General features: G+C 68.4%; 15 protein-coding genes and 1 pseudogene. 13 read left to right on the top strand and 3 right to left on the bottom strand.

Features of this window, described 5'->3' with window-relative positions; genetic code table 11:
• Nucleotides 1–39: 39 nt before the first annotated feature.
• The 9 genes from TFC3_RS35080 (at nt 40) to TFC3_RS35045 (ending at nt 6930) form a co-directional block, all read left to right on the top strand.
• Nucleotides 40–1608 (top strand): VWA domain-containing protein, encoded by a 1569-nt coding sequence (locus TFC3_RS35080; RefSeq protein WP_236718649.1) that lies wholly within the window; start codon nt 40–42, stop codon nt 1606–1608.
• Nucleotides 1608–2210, top strand: coding sequence for a cob(I)yrinic acid a,c-diamide adenosyltransferase (gene cobO / locus TFC3_RS35075; RefSeq protein WP_067510641.1), 603 nt, complete (start codon nt 1608–1610; stop codon nt 2208–2210). Before TFC3_RS35080 ends, cobO begins: the two co-directional genes overlap by 1 nt.
• Nucleotides 2204–3559, top strand: coding sequence for a cobyrinate a,c-diamide synthase (locus TFC3_RS35070; protein ID WP_067510639.1), 1356 nt, complete (start codon nt 2204–2206; stop codon nt 3557–3559). The genes cobO and TFC3_RS35070 overlap by 7 nt, the downstream gene beginning before the upstream one ends.
• The gene (locus TFC3_RS35065) at nt 3556–3897 is read left to right on the top strand and encodes a cobalamin biosynthesis protein (protein WP_161952744.1); all 342 of its coding nucleotides are present in this window, start codon (nt 3556–3558) and stop codon (nt 3895–3897) included. Before TFC3_RS35070 ends, TFC3_RS35065 begins: the two co-directional genes overlap by 4 nt.
• A 309-nt stretch (nt 3898–4206) precedes the next feature.
• Entirely contained in the window at nt 4207–4638 is a 432-nt protein-coding gene (locus TFC3_RS35060) for a DUF6232 family protein (protein WP_153040649.1), read from the top strand.
• Nucleotides 4639–4731: 93 nt separating this feature from the next.
• Entirely contained in the window at nt 4732–5625 is an 894-nt protein-coding gene (locus tag TFC3_RS35055) for a helix-turn-helix transcriptional regulator (RefSeq protein ID WP_067510635.1), read from the top strand.
• Nucleotides 5626–5687: 62 nt separating this feature from the next.
• Complete coding sequence (locus tag TFC3_RS40625) at nt 5688–5888, top strand: DUF397 domain-containing protein (RefSeq protein WP_082772783.1); 201 nt, start codon at nt 5688–5690, stop codon at nt 5886–5888.
• 103 nt (nt 5889–5991) lie between these two features.
• Nucleotides 5992–6180, top strand: coding sequence for a DUF397 domain-containing protein (locus tag TFC3_RS35050; protein WP_161952742.1), 189 nt, complete (start codon nt 5992–5994; stop codon nt 6178–6180).
• A 39-nt stretch (nt 6181–6219) separates the two neighbouring features.
• Complete coding sequence (locus TFC3_RS35045; RefSeq protein WP_067510631.1) at nt 6220–6930, top strand: hypothetical protein; 711 nt, start codon at nt 6220–6222, stop codon at nt 6928–6930.
• 642 nt (nt 6931–7572) lie between these two features.
• Here TFC3_RS35045 and TFC3_RS35040 read toward each other — a convergent pair.
• On the bottom strand, nt 7573–9054 hold the full coding sequence (locus tag TFC3_RS35040) for a glutamate--cysteine ligase (RefSeq protein ID WP_067510629.1): 1482 nt from the start codon (nt 9052–9054) through the stop codon (nt 7573–7575).
• Nucleotides 9055–9117: 63 nt separating this feature from the next.
• On the opposite strand from TFC3_RS35040, the gene TFC3_RS35035 reads away from it, so the two are divergent.
• Together TFC3_RS35035 and TFC3_RS35030 are read left to right on the top strand one after the other, a co-directional pair.
• Nucleotides 9118–9444 carry a DUF3817 domain-containing protein gene (locus TFC3_RS35035; RefSeq protein WP_067510628.1) on the top strand — a complete coding sequence of 109 codons (327 nt, stop codon included), beginning with the start codon at nt 9118–9120 and terminating at the stop codon, nt 9442–9444.
• Nucleotides 9445–9529: 85 nt separating this feature from the next.
• Nucleotides 9530–10795 carry an SGNH/GDSL hydrolase family protein gene (locus tag TFC3_RS35030; protein ID WP_067510626.1) on the top strand — a complete coding sequence of 422 codons (1266 nt, stop codon included), beginning with the start codon at nt 9530–9532 and terminating at the stop codon, nt 10793–10795.
• Between the two features lie 9 nt (nt 10796–10804).
• Here TFC3_RS35030 and TFC3_RS35025 read toward each other — a convergent pair whose 3' ends face one another.
• Nucleotides 10805–11326: a hypothetical protein gene (locus tag TFC3_RS35025; RefSeq protein ID WP_067510645.1), complete on the bottom strand. Its 522-nt coding sequence runs from the start codon at nt 11324–11326 to the stop codon at nt 10805–10807.
• A 396-nt stretch (nt 11327–11722) separates the two neighbouring features.
• Between TFC3_RS35025 and TFC3_RS35020 the strand changes: the two genes are divergently transcribed.
• The gene (locus TFC3_RS35020) at nt 11723–12676 is read left to right on the top strand and encodes an iron-containing redox enzyme family protein (RefSeq protein WP_067510624.1); all 954 of its coding nucleotides are present in this window, start codon (nt 11723–11725) and stop codon (nt 12674–12676) included.
• Between the two features lie 95 nt (nt 12677–12771).
• On the opposite strand, the gene TFC3_RS35015 is transcribed toward TFC3_RS35020, so the two are convergent.
• The gene (locus TFC3_RS35015; protein ID WP_236718648.1) at nt 12772–13098 is read right to left on the bottom strand and encodes a CDGSH iron-sulfur domain-containing protein; all 327 of its coding nucleotides are present in this window, start codon (nt 13096–13098) and stop codon (nt 12772–12774) included.
• Between the two features lie 51 nt (nt 13099–13149).
• Here TFC3_RS35015 and TFC3_RS39925 point away from each other — a divergent pair.
• Nucleotides 13150–13802 (top strand): annotated as a pseudogene (locus tag TFC3_RS39925) (hypothetical protein); the annotation flags it as partial.

The raw sequence follows: 13802 nt of genomic DNA, 5'->3' as shown, positions 1-13802 counted from the left end.
CTCTACGTCGATGAGGTCAACCTGCTGCCCGACCACCTCGTGGACCTGCTGCTGGACGCGGCAGCCATGGGCCGCGCCCACGTCGAGCGCGACGGGGTGTCGGTCAAGCACGCCGCCCGCTTCCTGCTGGTCGGCACCATGAACCCGGAGGAAGGCGAACCGCGCCCCCAGCTCGTCGACCGCTTCGGCCTGGTCGTGACGGTGGCCGCCCCCCGCGACGCCACGCTGCGCGCCGAAGTGGTCCGCCGCCGGCTCGCGTACGAGCTGGACGCCGACGCCTTCGCCGCCCGCTTCGCCGAGGAGGAACGCGCGCTGGCCGTCCGGATCCTGACGGCTCGCCGGGCGGTGCCCTCGGTGGTGCTGCCCGACGCCGAGCTGGACCGCATCGCCCGGGTCTGCCTGGCGTACGGGGTGGACGGCATGCGCGCGGACATCGTGGTGGCGCGATGCGCGGTGGCGCTGGCCGCCTGGCACGGCCGGGACCGGGTGACGGGCACCGACGTGCGCGACGCCGCCCGGCTGGCGTTGCCGCACCGGCGGCGCAAGGATCCGCTCGACCCGCCGGGCACCGACGAGCAGCGGCTGGAAGAGGCACTGGACCAGGCCGGCCACGACGACGACCCGGACGACGACCCGCCGGGCAGGGGCGGCCCGGGCGGCGGTGACGGCGGCCCGGACAACGGGCCGGGGCCGGATGGCAGCTCTCCCGAGGGCCCGGCTCCTGCTGACTCCGAGGCCGGCGGAGAGCGAGGGCGCGACGGACAGGAGACCGGCGGAGAGCGCACGCAGGAGCCCGGGGACGCCGAGTCGCCGCGGCGGCCTGGCGCGGGAGGTACACAGGCGGCGGCTCAGGCCGGGGCGGTGTACCGGCCCAAGACACTGCGGATCGCAGCTCGCGGTGAGGGCGGGCATGCCGGTCGGCGGTCACCTGCGTTGGCGCGGCGGGGGCGAGTTGTCGGCTCGCGGGTTCCGCACGGCAAGCTTCGGGGGGCGCCGCATCTGCCGGCGACCCTGCGGGCTGCCATTCATCGTGGCGGGCTTGACGGAGTGCAGGCCCGGGATCTTCGGGAGGCTGTGCACGTCGGGCGGGAGGCGAACCTTGTCCTCTTTGTCGTGGACGCGTCCGGGTCGATGGCCGCCCGTAAGCGGATGACCGTGGTCAAGACCGCGGTGCTGTCGCTGCTGCGGGATGCCTATCAGCGCCGGGACCGGATCGGCATGATCACTTTTCGCGGGGCCACGGCCGAGCAGGTGTTGCCGCCGACCTCCAGTCATGAGGTGGGCGTGCTGCGGCTGGCGAGTTTGCGGACGGGTGGACGTACCCCCCTTGCCGCGGGCTTGCGGACCGCGGCCGCAACCATCGCCACCGAGCGTCGCCGGGATCCTCGCCGCCGGCCTCTGCTGATCATTGTCACCGATGGGCGGGCGACCAGCGGGCCTGATCCGGCGAGCGTGGCTCCGGCGCTGGCGGGAGTCTCCACCGTGGTCGTCGACTGCGAGTCCGGGCCGGTCCGGTTGGGGTTGGCGCGGCGGCTGGCGGCTGCCCTGAACGCCGACGTCATGCCGCTGGATGCGCTGGGTGCTGCGCCGCTGGGAAGGGTTGCCTGATGCCGCAGGGGAAAGTTACCGCCGTACCCGATGATGGCCTGACCACCCGGCAGCGGCGGCGCCAGGCCGTCCTCGCGGTGCACACCGGGCATGGCAAGGGCAAGTCGACAGCCGCGTTCGGGATGGCGTTGCGGGCGTGGAATGCCGGGTGGTCACTCGGGGTGTTCCAGTTCGTCAAGTCCGAGAAGTGGCGGGTCGGCGAGGAGTCGGCGCTCAAGGCGCTGGGCGAGGTGCCCGGGGGCGCGCCGGTGGCCTGGCACAAGATGGGCGAGGGCTGGTCGTGGATCCAGCGCGCCGGAACCGAACGCGACCACGCCGCCGAGGCAGCCGAGGGCTGGGCGCAGATCAAGCGGGACCTGGCTGCGCAGACGTACGACTTCTACGTGCTCGACGAGTTCACGTACCCGATGAAGTGGGGCTGGGTGGACGTCGCCGAGGTGGTGGCCACGCTGCGCGAGCGCCCCGGCACCCAGCACGTGGTGATCACCGGGCGCGATGCCCACCCGGACCTGCTGGCGGCCGCCGACCTGGTCACCGAGATGACGAAGGTCAAGCATCCGATGGACGCCGGGCGCAAGGGCCAGCGGGGCATCGAATGGTGAGCGTGCCACGCCTCGTGATCGCGGCTCCCGCCTCGGGGCACGGCAAGACCACCGTCGCAACGGGCCTGCTGGCGGCGTACGCGAAAAGGGGTCTTCGGGTTGCGCCCTTCAAGGTCGGACCCGATTACATCGACCCGGGGTATCACGCGCTCGCGGCCGGGCGCCCGGGCCGCAACCTCGATCCGGTCATGGTCGGCGAGGAAACGATCGGCCCGCTGTTCGCCCATGGTGCCGCAGGCGCGGACGTCGCGGTCGTCGAAGGCGTGATGGGACTGTACGACGGCCGCACCGGCGCAGGCGACACCGGCTCAACCGCGCACGTGGCCGGCCTGCTCGACGCCCCGGTCGTGCTCGTGGTCAACGCCGCCGCGCAGGGCCGTTCGGTGGCTGCCCTGGTGCACGGTTTCCGCAGCTTCGGCAACGCCCGCATCGGCGGCGTCATCCTCAACCAGGTCGGCTCCGAGCGCCACGAAACCATCCTGCGCGAGGCCTGCGAGGAAGTCGGCACCCCGGTCCTGGGCGCAATGCGCCGCGCGTCGGCCGTCGCAGCCCCCTCCCGCCACCTGGGCCTGGTACCCGCCGCCGAACGCCGCGCCGAAGCCCTGGCCTCGGTGGATGCGCTGGCTGCTCTGGTCGAATCCTCGGTGGACCTCGACGCGGTGCTCGCGCTGGCCCGATCGGCCCCCGCCTTCACCGCAACCCCGTGGAGTCCCCAAGCCGCAGATCCGGTGCCGGGCCGTCCCGTGGTCGCGCTGGCCGGTGGTCCCGCTTTCACCTTCGCGTACGCCGAGACCGCCGAACTGCTGACCGGCGCAGGCGCCGAGGTCGTGGTCGTGGACCCGCTCCGCGACGAGAAACTGCCGGACGGCACCCGCGCGCTGGTCGTCGGCGGCGGCTTCCCCGAGGTGTACGCAGCCGAGCTGTCCGCCAACGAGCCCCTGCGCCTGGCTGTAGCCTCCCTCGCGGCGGCCGGCCTGCCCATCGCCGCCGAATGCGCCGGACTGCTGTGGCTGTGCCGCACCCTCGACGGCGCCCCGATGTGCGCAGTCCTGGACGCCGACGCAGCGATGACCCCGTCCCTGACCTTGGGCTACCGGGATGCGGTGGCCCTGACGGATTCCCCGTTGTTCGCGGCCGGGTCGCGGGTGACCGGGCACGAGTTCCACCGCACAACTGTGCATCCGCGGTCGGGGTTGCTGCTGGAGCCGGCGGGGGGAGCGGCCTGGGCGTGGCGGGGGGCTGATCCGGAGGGGTTCGCGGCGGCTGGGCTGCATGCTTCTTATCTGCATCTGCATTGGGCTGCCGATCCGGGGATTGCGCGGCGGCTGGTGGCGGCTGCGGTTTCTTGAGTTTCTATCTGGGGATCGGCGCGCGGTCCGGCGTTCTGATCACCGAATTGGAGCAAGCCGTGGCGGCGCTTGAGCTGACTGAGGTCGCGGGCGTGGGCACTCTGGATCGCCGCGGCTTCCTGATGGAGGCGTTCGCGGCGGGGCGGGGGTGGCCGTTGCTGCTGTTTTCGCAGGCGGAGTTGGCGCAAGTGCGGACGCCGGGGGTGGTGCTGCGGACGGGAGCGCCGAGCGTGGCTGAGGCATCGGCGCTGCTGGCGGCGGGGCCGGGGGCGCGGCTGGTGGTGCCCAAGCGGCCGTTCGCACGGGTGACCGTGGCGGTTGCCGAACGCTCCCTCTGACGCGGCGCATGCGGCGGCCAAGCGTTCCCTCTGACGCGGCGCATTGTGGATTGACACGCGCAGGAATGTGCATATGACGCCTGTTGGGCAACCGCCTTACCGCTATCTGCGGTACCGCAGGTAGCCCCATACTGAGACCAGCGTCACGGTGGGGGCTCGTAGGCGACAGGAGGCGATTCTCAGGTGGTGCTGAGAATCGCCTCCCGGCATCCGACCCCGCTGCGAGGGGAGGGACAGTGCCGTTGCAGCATTCATCCTTCTCCTCACGTGCGGGCCGGTGCAAGGCCTCCGCGGGAGGAGGTGAACAAAGTGACGGTCTACTACCGGGGACCCGATCCCCGACGGCCGGACATCATCATCACGCACAGCCTGATCAAGGTCCGGGTACGTCACGGCTGGCAGGTGTGGATCATTTCCGAACTGGACGACTTCGGGATCACCCACACGCCACCGCCGACCGACCGGGTCATGGTGGCAATGGGTACGTCAGTGGTGCTACTCGGTCTGCTGGCGTACCGGCTACGAGGGTGGGCGCTGTTCGCCGTCGCGATGGTCTTCATCGCCGGAGTCGCCATCGCCATGGCCGAACAGCGCTGGACCCGTTCGCGGCAACTGTCGCAGCTACGAGCCAGCTACCACGGCACCGAGATCATGGTGATCGAGCTGCCCCACCGCGACATGCCGGCCGCCTGCCGGGGTCTGATCCGCGCGCTGGAGCGGCAGAACGACACGCAAAGCTGAGACAGGGACGAGTGTGGCGCGATGCGGTACCGTGCCGTATCTGCGATGTAGCTGGTTGAGGTACGGCACATTCGACCCGAGAGGCGAGCGGCCTTGGTTGCGTATGGAGAGTCACCCGCCGTCGCCAGGCGGCGGGTAAGACTTGCCCTGCGTAAGGCCCGGGAGGCCACCGGCATGAGTCAGGGGGCGGTGGCCAAGCGGGTGGGTTGGTCATTGTCCAAAGTGCAACGCATCGAATCCGGCGATGTCACGGTGTCCGGGACTGATCTGCTGGCGTTGCTCAACCTGTACGGCGTTACCGACGCCGAGGAGATCGAGCAACTCACCGAGGAATCCCGGATCTCGCGGCGTCAGCGTTGGTGGACGGTGCCGGAATACCGGCAGAACCTGACACCCGCGTCGGCCCAGCTGATCCAGTTCGAAGCCGAAGCCACGGCGGTCCGGATCTACCATCCGGTGGTCGTGCCGGGTCTGATGCAAACGCCGGCATACGCCAAAGCCGTCCTCGACTTCCACGAGGGAGCTCTCACCGAACAAGTGCGAACTGTCCGGCTGGAAGCTCGTATGCGGCGCAGACGGCAATTCTTGGAAACCGAGGATGGGCCGCATCTGCTGGTCATCCTTGATGAGGCGGCGCTGATGCGCGAAATCGGCGGATTGCAGGTCATGGCCGAACAGCTCACCGAGCTGGCGGAGGTTGCTCAACGCCCGGATGTCAACATCCGGATTGTCCCGCTAGACGAAGGTGCGCTCCTTGGCATGATGGGCCCGTTCACCGTCCTTGACCTGGGCGATGATGATCCGGGCGACGCGGTTTTGTATCGCGAATCATGGGTGCGTGACGGCATTGAGCATAGCCTGGACGAAGTCGGCTATCACCGGCGGATTTTTGAAAATCTCTGGCAGCGTTCCCTTGACGAGGCAGCAACGATACGGGCGATTCTTGCTGCAGCAGCATCGCTGCGATCGCGCGCTGACCGAATGTGACTCCCCTGGCCGGCGCCATCTCGCGCCGCTCGGTGGGCTTGATGATGATCTGACGAGAACGGATGCAGCCGATGACGGCACCCATGACGAAGTGGATTAAAAGCTCGTATTGTTCCGACAATGCCTGCGTCGAGGTAGCGGAGGACGGGAACTACATAGTCGTGCGAGACGGCAAGAATCGCACTGGCAGCACCATCCGTGTTTCCAAGGATGACTGGCGCGGGTTCCTCGCGGGGGTAGTTGACAGTCATCGTGTGCGCTGAGCGGTAAGGCTCGGAAGGGTGCCGTTCCGGCGGCACCCCTGCCTGCGATGCCATGGCTGATGGTGTCTGGGCCGGTATTCTGGGCGATGACATGGAGGTTCGCATGACCGAGATTCCCGATCACATTTCCTGGCAACGCAGTCGCCACTGCTCGGATGTCGGGTGCGCCGAAGTGGCGGTCTCGGACGAAGCGGTGCACCTGCGAAGCAGTCAGGAGCCCGACCGTGTCCTCACCTTCACCCCCGCCGAGTGGGAAGCCTTCAAACGGGGGGTACTCGACGGTCAGTTCTGACCGGGTGCGCCCCGGCGTCAGGACCGTACCGGTCCCGTCGTGAGCTTCGGCGTGGCGAGCCTGATCATCAAGGTGGACCGAGTGCGGTCGTCCCGCGAGGCTACTACGCTCGAAAAGCTCGGCGCTAAGTTGATCGGCGTCTCGCTGTCGCCGGATCCGCGGTTCGACGACGGCCGCACGCTGCGGGTCGAGGAGGCCGGGGAGATCGGCCGGACGCTCGAGCAAGCTACGCTGGTGGCCACGCTGGAGCTCAACGACGATCCCCGTCGGATCCGGCGCATCGTCGCGGCCGCCGGTGCCAGGCTGGTGCAGCCGGTGACGGTCGGGGTCCCGCCGGCTGAGGTGCGAGTCGCGCTGCGTGACGCCGGCATCGGCATTGTCTACAGCGGCATTGAGATCGCCCATGACGACGATCCTGCGTGGATCTTTGACGCGTATGACGGCACCCCGGACTTGAATGCCGCCTTCTTCCAAGCCGAAGTGCTGCCGGAATACCGCGGATCCTGGGCTTTCCTGCGCGACAGGTCGCCGGAATATCAAGAGGAGTTTCAGATCGCGGATCTCAACGGGTTGGCCGCCGAACGTCCTCTTCTTGTGGGCTTCGACTACACCGCGGACAACGTCGAGGAGATCGTGACGACGCTTCCTGAGGTGCAGGGGATCGCCTTGACGTTGGCCGAGCGGGTTCGGCGCGGGGATGCGCGGGGGCAGCTCTACACCGACGCGGTCAGGGTTCTCCGGGCTTTGTGACCATCGGGTCTACACAGTTATGCCAACGACAGGGGATACATCGGTCCATCTGTCGCGCCGGGCCTTGCTGCTGCTGCGGTGGGGTGGCGCCTGCGCAAGCGGGGGGCGCCAAGCCGGGGGCGGTACGCGAGCTTGAGGACAAGATTGTCGACGGCACCGCGTACACCACCGTCATCGACCTGGTGGCCGATCAGGGGCATCTGCTCGCCCGGGTAGGTGGCGTTGACGCGCTGCGGCTTGATTTCTATCGCAAGGACTACGTGCTGATTCTCGCGCCCGACGGCACCGACACGCATTTCCGTGGCAATTTCGCTCGCGGGAACGACGGTTCCATCGCGTGGTCGCGCTACGGCGGGCGCCTCTACCGGCGCGGGAAGTCACCACCGTGCGCTCGGCTCCGTCGAGCAAGCCGCTGTTCCCACCCGCAATCTGACTTCTGTCGAAGATGTGCAGGATCCGCACCGGCAAGCCGTTCTGCAACAACCCGGACGACCCGAACCTTGAAGTGCCCCAGCGGTCCGGGCTCGGGCTGACCCTCGTCATTCCCGAGCCCGGACCGTCTCTGCGGTGCCCGTGAGCTCCTTGGTATTGGTGGCGCCGGCCCAGAAAGGCTTGCGGCATCAGCCCACGACGGAAACGGCGTCAGGCGGTCACGGGCCATTCGTGGACCGGCACGTTCTCGTGCATGGGGGGCAGGTAGCGGCGCAGCATTTCGTGCAGGGCGCTCTGCCGGTCGAGGTGGCCCTCGCCTTCCAGCGCGTGCAACGTGTCCACCTGCCACGTTGCGCCGTTGCGGCCGGTCAGGCAGCGCTGTTCGATGATGCCGAGCAGGCGGTCCCGCTCCTGCTTCGATACCCCCCAGCGCTCCAATCCTTCATGCGCCAACGGCAGAAGGCGACGCAGAACCAGTTCCGCCACCGGTACGTAGCCCAGGCCGGGCCAGAACACCGAAGCCACAATGCCGTGCCGGGCGCAGGAGTGGAAATTCTCCTCGGCGGCGCTGAAGGACATCTGCGTCCAGATCGGACGTTCCGCTTCGGCGAGCATGCGTACCAAGCCGTAGTAGAAAGCGCCGTTGGCGACCGTGTCCACCACAGTGGGACCGGCGGGCAGCACCCGGTTCTCCACGCGCAGGTGCGGGCGGCCCTTGACGACGTCGTAAATGGGCCTGTTCCAGCGGTAGACAGTTCCGTTGTGCAGGCGCAACTCGCTCAGCGCCGGTGTTTCCCCGCTTTCCAGCAACTGCTCGGGGTCCTCGTCGTCGCAGATCGGCAGCAGGGCGGGGAAGTACGTGACGTTCTCCTCGAACAGGTCGAACACCGAGGTGATCCAGCGTTCGCCGAACCAGACGCGTGGTCGTACCCCCTGAGCCCTTATCTCCTCCGATCGGGTGTCGGTGGCTTGCTCGAACAAGGGAATGCGGGTCTCGCGCCACAGTTCGCGGCCGAACAGCAGCGGGGAGTTGGCGCCCAGCGCGACCTGCACACCGGCGATTACCTGAGCGGCGTTCCAGTAGGCGGCGAATTGTTCCGGGCTGACCTGCAAATGGAACTGGGTGCTGGTGCACGCGGCTTCCGGGGCGATCGAGTCGGTGGTCACGGCGAGCCGGTCCACACCGTCGATGCGGATGTCTAAATCTTCGCCGCGCGCTGCGAAGATCTGTTCGTTGAGCAAGGCGTAGCGCGGGTTGGCCGACAACGAGCCGGCCGTGAGATGTTCGCGGCGCAGCGTCGGGAGGATGCCGATCATCACCATGTGCGCGCCGGCCTTGCTGGCATGTTGCTCGGCATTGTTCAGGCTGGCCCGCAGTTCGCGTTCCAGATTCGAGTTCTCCTCGCCGATCAGCCGGCGGGGCGCCACGTTGATCTCGATGTTGAACTGGCCCAGCTCGGTCTGGAAATCCGGATCCGCAATCGCCGAGAGCACCTGGGCGTTGCGCATCGCCGGGTTGGCCTCACCGTCGACCAGGTTCAGTTCGATCTCCATGCCGGTCATCGGGCGCTCGAACTCGAACCGCGATTCCCTCAGCATTGAGGCGAACACGTCCAGGCTGCGCCGGATCTTCTGCCGGTACTTCGTCCGATCTTCGCGGGTGAACTCGCGACTATCCACCTCTTCGCCCACCGCGGCACCGCCTTCCCTTTGGCCCACACCTATGATCGCGTACAAAACGAATGGAGAAACCGCGTGCGCCGCATTCCTGCCCTGTTCGCCACCGTCGCAATCGCCGAGGCGGTGAGCTGGGCCCTGCTGCTGACCGGAATGTTCTTCAAGTACGTGGTTGTCCACAACGAGATCGGCGTCAGAATCGCCGGCCCGATCCACGGTGCGATGTTCATGGCATACCTGGCCGTGACCGCTATGCAGGCCCGCGCCGGCGGCTGGAAGTGGTGGATCACGCTGATCGCGCTGGCTTGTTCCATCCCGCCGTTCTTCACTCTGGGATTCGAGCGCTGGGCCAAGTCCCGCGGGCTGCTCACCGCCGCCACCGGGCAACCGGCAACGCAGTCGTAGATCCCTCGACCATAGACGTGGCGTTACCCGCTCGTAACCGAGAGGATGCAAGGGATCGAGATCTGTCGTTGTATCGGAGGTAACGATGCGCAGACTCTCCCGGGCTCTCGCCGGTTCCGTGCTCCTGGTCGCGGTGGCCGCAGCCCCGTCCGCCGCCCAGAGCGCGCCCCGAGGGCAATGGACCACGGCCTGGGCGACCGCGCCCGCCGCCGCGGTGGCCGGCGTCGAGCAGGGGTACGCCGGCTACACGATCCGCAACGTCGTGCACACCACCACCGGTGGCAGCACCGTCCGCATCCATCTGTCCAACCGCTTCGGCACCCAGCCCGTGCTGATGGGACACGTCACCGTGGCGGTGTCCGCGCACACCGGCGGGCGGCGTGACGGCACCATCGACGCCAACGACGGCACCGCGGCGCCCGGCTCCGTCCGCGATGTGCTCTTCAACGGTCGTCAGGACATCACCATCCCGGCCCGCGCCGAAGTGGTGAGCGATCCGGTCCGCCTGCGGGTGAGCGCCGACCGCGACCTGCTCGTGTCCACCTGGACCCCGCAGCCGTCCGGCACGGTGACCTACCACCCCGCGGCCATGCAGGACTCCTTCTTCAGCCGCGGCCCGGACGACCATGCCGGCGAGGTGTCCAGAACCGCGTTCGCCGAGACCACGCGGGTGTGGCACTACGTCAACGGCGTGGACGTGAGTAACGGGCCCGGCACGGTCGTGGCGCTCGGCGACTCCATCACCGACGGGGTCACCTCGACGTGGGGCGCCAACCGGCGCTGGACCGACTACCTGGCCGCGCGGCTGGCCGCCAGCCCGGTGCCCGACTACGGCGTGGCGAACTCCGGCATCAGCGGCAACCGGGTGCTGCTCGACGACGGCTACCCCAACCCGACGATCTACGGCCAGTTCGGTCCGAGCGCGGTGGCCCGGCTCAACTGGGACGTGCTGGAACGTGCCGGGGCTCGTACCGTCATCGTCTTCGAAGGGGTCAACGACATCCAGCAGGAACCTCACCAGACCGATCCGCGCGCCATCATCGCCGGCCTCGCGCAGATTGCCGCGCAGGCCAAGGCGCGGGGTCTGCGCGTGGTCGGGGCCACCATCATGCCGTTCAAGGGCTGGAACTCGTGGACGCCGCAGCTGGAGCAGACCCGGATGGCGGTCAACGCCTGGATCCGTGCCGGTGGTGACGGCGCCCTGAGCGGTCTGGCCGATTTCGATGCCGCCACGCGAGACGCCACAGATCCGCAGATCATTGCTCCGCGGTACGACAGTGGCGACCACCTGCACCCCAACGACGCCGGTGACGCGGCCATGGCCGCCGTTGTCCCGTTGCAACGCCTCTAGTCAGCCGGCTCAGCTGATCCAGGCCGTCGCCACGGCCAGCGTCACGATCGTGCCCAGCACGGCCTGGATCAGCAACCCCGCGCCCAGGTGCGACCACATTGTCGGCACCCACGGCCGAAAGGGCTGCAAGGTCTCCAGGTTGATCAGCTGCTGCAACTTCACCGGCAGGTCCGGGTCTTTCTGCGCCAGCACACGCACCTGCACCAGGTCGCCGCGGTGCAGCGCCGACTGGGGGAGCTGGCCGTGCATCTCGACCTCGTAGATCTGCCCGAGGTCGTCGCGCAGCCGGACCAGCGTGACCAGGTACTCCGGGCCCTTCTTGAGGTCCTTGAACTTGCGCCGGCTGCCGCCGCTGCGGATCATCCGCACCAGCATGCCGATGACCGACGCGGTGACGAACACCGCCAGGGCCAGCGGTTGTCCGATCTTGACCTCGCGGGTGTACGAGTCGCGGAAGCCGAGAAACCGGCCCGTGATGACGGGACCGTAGTGCCGGAGGATCTGCTCGCGGTACAGCTCCGTGTCATCCATGGGGATCACCTCCAAGGGGTTTCTTCAGGGTACGGAGAGCGATGCATCATGCACAGTGAGTGAATTCGCGGCTCATGAAAGGCTCCGGTGTGCGGGCCCCTGACCTGGGCACGCGCCGCCGATGGGCCTCGCCAACCTCAAGCCCCTGTTCAACCGGCCCGGCTCGTGCGTTCCGGGACCGCCGTGTTCGCCGCCGGCTTCGAGGGGCTGCTGGTCGAGATCCAGTCGGCGCCGCCCGCGAGCGACGAAGCCGCCTGCCCATCGGACTCGAGCACGGCACCGGGGCCAGCTCTGCGCTACCGCGTCGGAGCCACCGCGGCCTGACCCGGGGTTTTTGATCGTTTCGAGTGCGCCGGGCCGGGAATTCCAACGGTCCGAACTCAGCAGGGAGTACCCATGAAGCTGCCCACCGCGCGCGGCCCGCTCTCCGAAGCGCTCGTGACGGCGCTCGTTCAGGCGCCGCACGACTTCACCCCGGGTGACCCCACGTCCGACGATGACCTGCACCTCGGCCTGTTCGTGCTGTACGAGCTGCACTACCGCGGCTGGGACGGCGTCGATGATGCGTGGGAGTGGCATCCCGGGCTGCTGGCGTTGCGGGCCCGGCTGGAGGCGCGCTTCGAGGCGGATCTGCGAACCCTGGACGTACCGGAAATCGATCGGGACGTGCCCCACACGCTGATCGCCATGACGCAGGAGGCCGGCGGCCCGTCACTGTCCGGATACATCCGCGGCCGGGCCACGTACGGGCAGTTCCGCGAGTTCGCTACTCACCGTTCGGTCTATCACCTGCGCGAGGCCGACCCGCACACCTTCGCGATCCCCCGCCTGCACGGCAAGGCGAAGGCGGCACTCATCGAGGTGCAAATCGACGAGTACGGCGGCGGCGTGGTCAACCGGATGCACCAGGAACTGTTCAAGGACACCATGGTGGCGCTCGGCCTGGACACCACCTACGGCGCGTACGTCGACGTGGTCCCCTGGCAGACCCTGGCCAACAACAACCTGATGTCCCTGTTCGGCCTGCACCGGCGCTTGCGGGGGGCGCTGCTCGGCCACCTGGCCGCGTACGAGATGACCTCCACCGCCCCGAACCGCAACTATGGGAACGGGCTGCGCCGGCTCGGCGGGGACAAGAAGGCCACGAAGTTCTACGACGAGCACGTCGAGGCGGATGCGGTGCACGAGCAGATCGCCGCTTACGACATGTGCGGATCTTTCAGTGAGGCGGAGCCGGAGCTGGCGCGCGATGTGCTGTTCGGGGCGCGGTGCGTGCTGACGATGGAGGACCGGTGGGCTGAGTACGTGCTGCAGCGGTGGGGGGCGGGGGAGTCTTCGTTGCGGGCTTGATGCTGCCGGGCTCGCCGGTAGACATGTGAACCATCGGCGCCTTGCCGGGACCGGGCCTGGATGCGTGCTGATCAGCCGTTGCTGGCTCGGCTGGATCAGCGGTTACGCGGTGCTGGCTCGTCGCGGCCGGTGCCGGCGCGGAAGCCGATTGCTTTGTGCGTACCGTCGCAGAAGGGCTTGATTGCCGACTTCCCGCAGCGGCACAACGCCACAGTTTTCCGTCCCGGGTCAATGATTTGACCATCCGGTGTCTGCAAGGTGAAGGTGCCGCGCACCAGCAGGGGCCCGTCCTCGTAGGGAACCACAGTCGCCCCATGCTCGTCGGCAGCACCAGTCATGCCGCCGGTGATGCCCGGGGCCGTGTTGGTGAAACCCGTCCGCTTACCGATTGTGCGAAAGCGGCCCGGAGCTGCCCGGTTCACGATGAACTGGACCGTGAACGCCTGCCTCAGGCGACTCGCGGGGGTGAAACCATGAATTACATCCAGCCGGACAGCGTGCTGGCGCGCACGGCCTTCGAGACCATGCGAGCCCACTCAGGTGGCCTCGGCCCCCACAGCGGCATCACCATCTGCCCGGTCTGCGGGGAGCGCCTCCCCTGCGATATCGGCCTGGCCGCAGCCGAGGTGGTGGAAGCCGCTGGACTGGCGCAAGCATCCGGCCTGATCGCTGCGGCTCGCGGCGGGCTGGGTGAGGTTCCGGCCTTCCCCCCGGCAGGTCCATCCGCTGGCGTGGCGCCTTCCTTCCCGCGGCCTGCTGAAGTAACGCCGGAAACCACGTACGCCCCGCCCGCTTTGGCCTCTTTCTCCTCGCCTGCCACCTCGCCGTCGCCCAGCTCCCTGCCTTCGCCGGCGCCGTCCTCGGCTCCGTCGCCGCCGTCCTCGCCCGACGACCCGCCATCGGCAACTCCGTCCGCGTCCGGTAACCGACTTGCGGCGCCCTCCGGCCTTCCCGGACCCCAGGAACGCGCCTCGGGGCTGTCCCGGGCCGAAGACGCCCAGCAGACGCCGCCGTCCAGCGCCCCGTTCCCGGCCGCGCCCAACGCTGCCGCGGAAGTCGGGTCCATGCCGCCCAGCTCCAACCCCCCATTCACCCCTCCGCCCAACGGCACCCTCCCGCTCAGCGC

The organism is Actinoplanes sp. TFC3 (assembly GCF_001553785.1).
In the GTDB taxonomy this organism is placed as follows: Bacteria; Actinomycetota; Actinomycetes; order Mycobacteriales; family Micromonosporaceae; genus Actinoplanes.
Note: the sequence above shows the minus strand (reverse complement) of the source record. Positions and strands in the feature narration are given on the sequence as shown.

Excerpts from the sequence above, each read along its gene's own strand:
- cobO (WP_067510641.1), top strand. The coding sequence starts at position 1,608 with ATGCCGCAGGGGAAAGTTACCGCCGTACCCGATGATGGCCTGACCACC.
- TFC3_RS35070 (WP_067510639.1), top strand. The coding sequence starts at position 2,204 with ATGGTGAGCGTGCCACGCCTCGTGATCGCGGCTCCCGCCTCGGGGCAC.
- TFC3_RS40625 (WP_082772783.1), top strand. The coding sequence starts at position 5,688 with ATGCAGCCGATGACGGCACCCATGACGAAGTGGATTAAAAGCTCGTAT.
- TFC3_RS35050 (WP_161952742.1), top strand. The coding sequence starts at position 5,992 with ATGACCGAGATTCCCGATCACATTTCCTGGCAACGCAGTCGCCACTGC.
- TFC3_RS35030 (WP_067510626.1), top strand. The coding sequence starts at position 9,530 with ATGCGCAGACTCTCCCGGGCTCTCGCCGGTTCCGTGCTCCTGGTCGCG.
- TFC3_RS35025 (WP_067510645.1), bottom strand. The coding sequence starts at position 11,326 with ATGGATGACACGGAGCTGTACCGCGAGCAGATCCTCCGGCACTACGGT.
- TFC3_RS35020 (WP_067510624.1), top strand. The coding sequence starts at position 11,723 with ATGAAGCTGCCCACCGCGCGCGGCCCGCTCTCCGAAGCGCTCGTGACG.